This window comes from uncultured Campylobacter sp. (assembly GCF_938045405.1).
Taxonomy (GTDB): Bacteria; Campylobacterota; Campylobacteria; order Campylobacterales; family Campylobacteraceae; genus Campylobacter_B.
This window is the reverse complement of record NZ_CALIMW010000132.1, coordinates 1-6,587: the sequence shown is the minus strand read 5'-3', so window position 1 is coordinate 6,587 and position 6,587 is coordinate 1. Positions and strand designations below refer to the sequence as shown.

Below are 6,587 nucleotides of genomic sequence, written 5' to 3'. Positions count from 1 at the left end.
GCGCTGGATGCTAGCGTGTCGAAGCTTACCTCATCGCCGTCGGTTAGGCTAGGATCGCGCTCGCCTAGCATTTCGTAGCTATACTCGACCCCGCCCGTGGCGACTATGACATTTTCACCTCTGATAAATCCGATAAGTCTCATATACTAACATTCCCCGATTTTTTAATGAGAAATATTAGTCAAAATGAACTTAAAAAACGATTATTCTACGGTGACGCTTTTGGCTAAATTTCGCGGCATATCCACGTCGTTGCCGAGCCGCACGGAAATTTCAAGAGCTAAAATTTGCAAAATCAGCATCATCTCAAAAAATTCGCTCATCGCGTGGCTTTGCTCGCTCGTTTTGATAAAATCGTCCGCGACCTCGGGCTCTTCGGGGCTGATAGCTAAAATATACGCATCGCGCGCGGCAAGCTCTTCGACATTACTTTTGGTTTTTTCGTAGAGCAAATGCTTTGGCATCAGCGCAACCGTAAAGAGATTAGAATCGGCAAGAGCGATCGGTCCGTGCTTCATCTCGCCGCTTGGATAGCCTTCCGCGTGCAGATAGGAGATCTCTTTGAGCTTGAGCGCGCCCTCAAGAGCGAGCGGATAGAAAATATCGCGCCCGATAAAGAAAAAGCCGTGTCCGTGCAGATAGTGCTTACTCATGCGGTAAATTTTATCCTGCAAGCCGTCTTTGATCTTTAAAATTTGCGGGATATGAAGCATCGCCGAAATTTCGCTCGCGTTGTTTTTGGCAGAGACGGTGCCGCGCAGATTTGCAAGATACACCACAAACATCCATAGCACCATAACCTGCGTTGCAAAAGCCTTCGTGGAGGCTACGCCCTTTTCGATGCCTGCGCGAGTGAGGATCACGCTGCCCGCCATGCGCACGATCGAGCTGTTATCGACGTTGCAGATCGCAAGCGTTCTAAGACCGGCTTTTTTAGCGATATGCAGCGCCTCTAAGGTGTCGGCGGTCTCGCCGCTTTGCGAAATGACGATAAAAAGGGCGTTTTTATTCAAAAACGGCTCCTTGTAGCGGAATTCGCTGGCAACCTCCACTTTTGTGCGGATTTTAGCGATGCGCTCGAAAAGATATGAACTTACGAGCGCGGCGTGATAGCTCGTGCCGCAGGCACATAACACGACCTCGTCGATACCCTCAAACATCGCCGCATCAAGTTCGTCAAATTTGATCTTACCGCCCTTGATTACGCGCCCCATCATCGTTTCGGTTACGACTTGCGCTTGCTCGTAAATTTCTTTTTCCATAAAAAATCTAAAGCCCTCTTTTTGCGCATAGCCTTTATCTTTCGGAAGCTCACTAAAGGCGCAATTATGCGGTTTAGAGTTTTTAAAAATGTCGATTTGCCCAAGCTTTGCAACGCCGTAAATTTGATCGTCCAGATACGCAGCCGTATTCGCAAGCCCGATGAGCGGAGCGTCCGAGGAGCTAAAGAAAATTTCGTTTTTATCGTTTTTTGCGACAATGAGCGGAGCTGCGTTTTTAGCAAAGAAAATTTCGCCCGGAGCAGCCTTGGTGATCAAAAGCGTAGCGTATGCGCCTTTTAGTCGTTTAATTGTGGCTTCATATGCCTTAAATGCGTCGTTGCTAGCCTTGAAATTTTTTTCAAAAAGATGTACGATCACTTCGGTATCGGTCTGGCTTAAAAATTTCACGCCGTCCGCTTCGAGCTCATCTTTTAGCTCGATGTAGTTTTCGATGATGCCGTTATGCACGACGAAGCTAAAATCCCCAAAATGCGGATGCGCGTTAAGCTCGGTGGGCTTTCCGTGCGTCGCCCAGCGAGTGTGTCCGATCGCAACGCCAAAGCCTTGCGAAGTGAAATCTTTCATCTTTTCTTCGAGATTATTTAACTTGCCGACCGCTTTGAAGTACTTTATATTCGCACTCTCATCCATCACGGCAAGCCCAGCGCTATCGTATCCGCGATACTCGAGTTCCTTCAGTCCGTTTATTATGATTTTTTTCTTTTCGGCATTTCCTATGTAGCCTACGATTCCACACATTTTGCTTTCCTTGTTTAAAATTTGGCGCCCATTTTACTACGCTATTTTAAATTAACGAAATTCGGCTCTAAATTTAGTCCGCTTATCCGTTTTGTAAGCAAAAAATTATATAATTAGCACAAAATTTGGCTTGGGAAATCGATGGAAATTTTAGAAAAACTACAAAGCGGCGAGAGATTAAATTACGAAGACGGCGTGAAGTTATGGGATCTGGATCTTTTCGATCTGGGCAAATTTGCCTTTGCTATTCGCAAAGAAAAAAACGGTAAAAACGTCTATTTCAACGCAAATCGTCATATCAATCCTTCGAATTTATGCGCAGATACCTGTAAATTTTGCGCATTTTCGGCGCACCGCAAGAACGAAAACGCCTATACGATGAGCGATGATGAGATCATGCGTATCGTGGACGAGACGGTAGCGCGCGGCACGAAGGAGATTCATATCGTAAGCTCGCACAATCCGTTCGTTACGCCGCAGCAATATTTGGGAATTTTCAAAGCGATAAAGCAAAAATATCCGCTTGTGCATATCAAGGCGATGACCGCGGCGGAGATCGATTACTGGCGGCGAAAGTGGAAGATGAGCTACGAGGAGACGATAGAGCTGATGATGCAAAGCGGCGTGGATTCGATGCCCGGCGGCGGCGCCGAAATTTTTGACGAGGACGTGCGCGATAAAATTTGCAAAGGCAAGGTCTCAAGCGAGCAGTGGCTGCAAATCCACTCGCTGTGGCATGCGCGCGGGCGTCAGAGCAACGCTACGATGCTCTTTGGACATATCGAAAGCCGCGCTCACCGCATAGATCACATCTTGCGCATCCGCGCACTGCAAGACGAGAGCCTCTCTCGCGCTAACGGCGGCGGCTTCAACGCCTTCATCCCGCTCGTGTATCAGCGCGAGAACAACTATCTGGACGTGAAGGGCTTTTTGGGCTCGGTCGAAATTTTAAAAACGATCGCGATTAGTAGAATTCTGCTTGATAACGTCACGCATATCAAGGCTTACTGGGCGACCTCGACGCTAAATTTAGCCCTCGTAGCGCAGGATTTCGGCGCGGATGATCTTGACGGCACGATCGAGAATGAAAGCATTCAAAGCAGCGCCGGCGCCGGCAGCAAAAAAGGGCAGAGCAAGCGCGATTTTATCGATATGATCGGCACGGCGGGCTTTGTGCCCGTAGAGCGCGACAGCTTGTATAATCAGATCGAAATTTACGAATAAATTCTAAAGGAGGAGCAAGTGGAGAAATTCTTTCATCTCGCCGCCGCGAAAACGTCGGTAAGGCAGGAGCTTATCGCAGGGCTTACTACGTTTTTGGCGATGATTTACATCGTGCCGGTAAACGCTAACATTATGAGCATCGCAGGTATGCCGTTTGATGCGCTGGTTACGGCAACCGCGCTTATTACGATAATCGCGACGCTATTTAACGGGCTTTTTGCAAATACCCCCGTAGCGCTTAGCGTCGGCATGGGGCTAAATGCGTATTTTACCTTTGCGTTGTGCGTGGATGCGAAGATGCCGTGGCAGAGTGCACTTGGCATCGTAGCGATAAGCGGGGCGCTTTTTACCGTGCTTTCGTTTACCAATTTTCGCGTTTGGGTTATCAAATCTATCCCACTTGATCTGCGTCGCGCCATAAGTGCGGGTATCGGGGCTTTCATCTGCTTTATCGGACTTAAGCAGATGGGTGTCATCGCGCCTAGTCAGGCGACGCTAGTAACTTTAGGAAATTTAAAAGATCTAAACGTTTTACTTGGAATTTTAGGCTTAGCAGTCGTGCTGGTGCTCTTCGTGCTTAGAATCAAGGCGGCGTTTATCTTAAGCATTTTGATTACTTCGTGCGTTGCGTGGGTGGCTGGAATTTCGCCCGCACCGCATGGCATAGTAAGCGCGCCAAGTGGCATAACGCCGATATTCGCTAAGCTAGATATCTCCGGAGCGCTAAAGCTCGCGTTCGTGCCTTTTATAATCACATTTTTTGTCACGCATCTATTTGATAGCATCGGCACTCTAACCGGCGTGGGAAACCGCGCGGGGCTTTTTGGAGAGAATAGCAAAGACGGCATGAAAAAATTATCTAGAAATTTAACCTCCGATGCGATAGGAAGCGTTGCGGGCGCCGTTATTGGCACGAGCACGGTCACTGCATTTGCCGAGAGCGCCAGCGGCGTGGAGGCGGGCGGCCGCACGGGGCTTACCGCGGTATTTTGCGCTATATTTTTTGTGCTGACGCTGTTTATGCTACCGCTATTTAAGGCGATCCCCGCAAATGCGATCTATCCGATCCTCGTAATGGTCGGGGTTTTGATGTTTAGCGAACTTGGCAAGATCGATTATAGCGACGCTGGAATTTTAATCCCTGCGTTTTTTATAGTATTTTTGATGCCTTTTACCTATTCGATCACCAACGGCTTAAGCTTCGGCTTTATCGCTTATATCGTAGTTAGACTCGCTCAGCGCAGGATAAAAGATTTAAATTTTGGCGTTTTGACGCTTGGCGCGATTAGCGTTTTGGTATTTTTAATGCATTAAATTTTAAGGAAAGATATGAGATTTTATAGTTTTGACGAGATGGATCGCGACGCAAGAGTTATAGCAAAGCAGGTTAGGGACGAATTTATGCCCGATGCAATCGTGGCGATCGCTAGAGGCGGGCTCACATTCGGTCATGCGCTAGCCAATGCGCTTGATATGCGGACGATATTTTCGATAAATTCCATCCACTACGCAGACACCAAAAAGCTCGACACCATCGACGTTTTCAACGTGCCCGATCTGGAGCTTTACAAGCGCGTGCTGCTGGTGGACGATATCATCGACAGCGGCGACAGCATGGTCGAGATCAAGCGCGTGCTGCTGGAGAAATTCCCGCAAATAGAGCTTAAAACGGCGGTGATTTTTTACAAACCCAAGGCGCTCATCCAACCCGATTTTAAAATTTCAAAGACGGATGAGTGGATAAATTTCTTTTGGGAAAATTATACGATAGAGGAATGAAGCGGCGCGCGGTTAAATTTAGCGGCTAAATTTTAAATGATTCGGCGGCTTAAATTTTATAAAATTCCGGCCGTAAAATTTAGGCTGTAAATTTAAAGTGCCCGCAGCAAGGATGAGAGTGAAGAAGCTTTATCAAAACGAAATTTTCGTAATCTCTATAATGTGCCTGTTTCAGGGCATATTTCTGCTTTATGCGATTTCAAATTTAAGCATCAGCTACTACGAAGCCGAAATTTTTTATGAGAAAAAATCCCTCGTTTCGCTAATCGCAAATTTAAGCTGCGAAATTTTCGGGCGCAACGACTACGCCCTGCGCGTACCGTTTATTTTGATCCACTTCGCAAACGCCGCGATGATCTATAAAATTTCAAAATTTATTCTAAAGCGTCGCTTCGATAGAGTGGTTGCTACGGCGCTATTTATGGCGCTTCCTGCGTCAATGAGTAGCGCGATCTTGCTAAATCCTGCGGGCATCATCGTTTTTTTCACGCTGCTAGCGATCTATTTTGCAAAGAGCGAATACAATATCGCGCTTTTCGTGCTTCTGTCCGTTTGCGCCCTGATCGACCGCGCGTTTTTTATGCTCTACGTGGGCTTTGGAATTTGGGCGCTTTATACGCGCAAAAAGGAGCTTTTGCTGCTTTGCATAGCGCTATTTAGCTTCAGCGTGATCTTTTACGACGTGAGCTCCGAGGGCAAGCCGAAGGGGTATTTTTTAGACACCGTGGGCGTTTTTGCGGGCGCGTTTTCGCCTTTAGTATTTTTATTTTTCATCTACACGATCTATAGAATTTGGATCAAAGAGGAAAAGAACCTGCTTTGGTTCATCGCTACAAGTGCGCTTTGTCTAACGATGCTTTTTTCGCTAAGACAGCGCGTGCCACTTGAGATGATGCTGCCGTATTGCGTCATCGCTACGCCTTTGATCATTCGGGTTTTGTTTAATTCATACCGCGTTAGATTGCCTAAATTTCGCACCTTTCACAAGATCGCCGTGGGTGTGACGCTGGTAAGCTTAGCGGTGAGCTATTTTGTAGTGATTTTTAGCGATGTGATGTATGAGGCGATGTTCGCAAACAAACCGCAGCGGCATTTCATCTATAAATTTGACGTAGCTAGGCAGCTGGCAAGTGAGTTAAAAAATCGCGGAGTAAAAAGCGTAAGCTGCGAAGACGAGAGGCTCTGCCTGCGCCTGAAATTTTACGGACTGCCTAGCGGGGATAGCGCTTTTATCTATGCGGATGAGCCAGAATATGTCTCGGATCATAAAAATTCGATACAAAATATAGATATTTACAAGCGAGGCGTGCGAATTGCGAAATTTTATGTTAAAATATAAACAAAATTTTTATGAAAGGTAAAAATTATGAAAAAAGCATTTACTATGATAGAGCTGATTTTCATCATCGTGGTGGTTGGAATTCTAGCGGCGGTGGCGGTGCCTCAAATCAATCGAAATAGCCTTGTGGAGGCGGCAGATCAAGTAGCTGCTCATATTCGCTATACTCAGCAGCTGGCTATGAATGATAACAAATTCGATCCTAATGACCCGGATTGGTTTAA

6 protein-coding genes are annotated in these 6,587 nt (G+C 46.7%); 5 read left to right on the top strand and 1 reads right to left on the bottom strand.

The window, feature by feature from the left end; translation table 11 throughout:
• Nucleotides 1-203: 203 nt before the first annotated feature.
• Nucleotides 204-2,021 carry a glutamine--fructose-6-phosphate transaminase (isomerizing) gene (gene glmS, locus Q0140_RS05235; protein WP_297962553.1) on the bottom strand — a complete coding sequence of 606 codons (1,818 nt, stop codon included), beginning with the start codon at nt 2,019-2,021 and terminating at the stop codon, nt 204-206.
• Nucleotides 2,022-2,162: 141 nt separating this feature from the next.
• On the opposite strand from glmS, the gene mqnE reads away from it, so the two are divergent.
• From mqnE to Q0140_RS05210, 5 genes are all read left to right on the top strand, one after another.
• Nucleotides 2,163-3,245, top strand: a complete 1,083-nt coding sequence (gene mqnE / locus Q0140_RS05230) for an aminofutalosine synthase MqnE (protein WP_297962552.1) — start codon at nt 2,163-2,165, stop codon at nt 3,243-3,245.
• 18 nt (nt 3,246-3,263) lie between these two features.
• Entirely contained in the window at nt 3,264-4,559 is a 1,296-nt protein-coding gene (locus Q0140_RS05225) for an NCS2 family permease (protein ID WP_297962550.1), read from the top strand.
• Nucleotides 4,560-4,574: 15 nt separating this feature from the next.
• Nucleotides 4,575-5,024, top strand: coding sequence for a phosphoribosyltransferase family protein (locus tag Q0140_RS05220; RefSeq protein ID WP_005871628.1), 450 nt, complete (start codon nt 4,575-4,577; stop codon nt 5,022-5,024).
• A 112-nt stretch (nt 5,025-5,136) separates the two neighbouring features.
• Nucleotides 5,137-6,363 carry a hypothetical protein gene (locus tag Q0140_RS05215; RefSeq protein WP_297962548.1) on the top strand — a complete coding sequence of 409 codons (1,227 nt, stop codon included), beginning with the start codon at nt 5,137-5,139 and terminating at the stop codon, nt 6,361-6,363.
• Between the two features lie 27 nt (nt 6,364-6,390).
• A partial coding sequence (locus tag Q0140_RS05210; protein ID WP_297962546.1) for a prepilin-type N-terminal cleavage/methylation domain-containing protein occupies nt 6,391-6,587 on the top strand: 197 nt, incomplete at its 3' end.

What these genes read in the sequence shown, in the direction of transcription:
- glmS (WP_297962553.1), bottom strand. Translation starts at nt 2,021, where the DNA reads ATGTGTGGAATCGTAGGCTACATAGGAAATGCCGAAAAGAAAAAAATC.
- mqnE (WP_297962552.1), top strand. Translation starts at nt 2,163, where the DNA reads ATGGAAATTTTAGAAAAACTACAAAGCGGCGAGAGATTAAATTACGAA.
- Q0140_RS05220 (WP_005871628.1), top strand. Translation starts at nt 4,575, where the DNA reads ATGAGATTTTATAGTTTTGACGAGATGGATCGCGACGCAAGAGTTATA.
- Q0140_RS05215 (WP_297962548.1), top strand. Translation starts at nt 5,137, where the DNA reads ATGAGAGTGAAGAAGCTTTATCAAAACGAAATTTTCGTAATCTCTATA.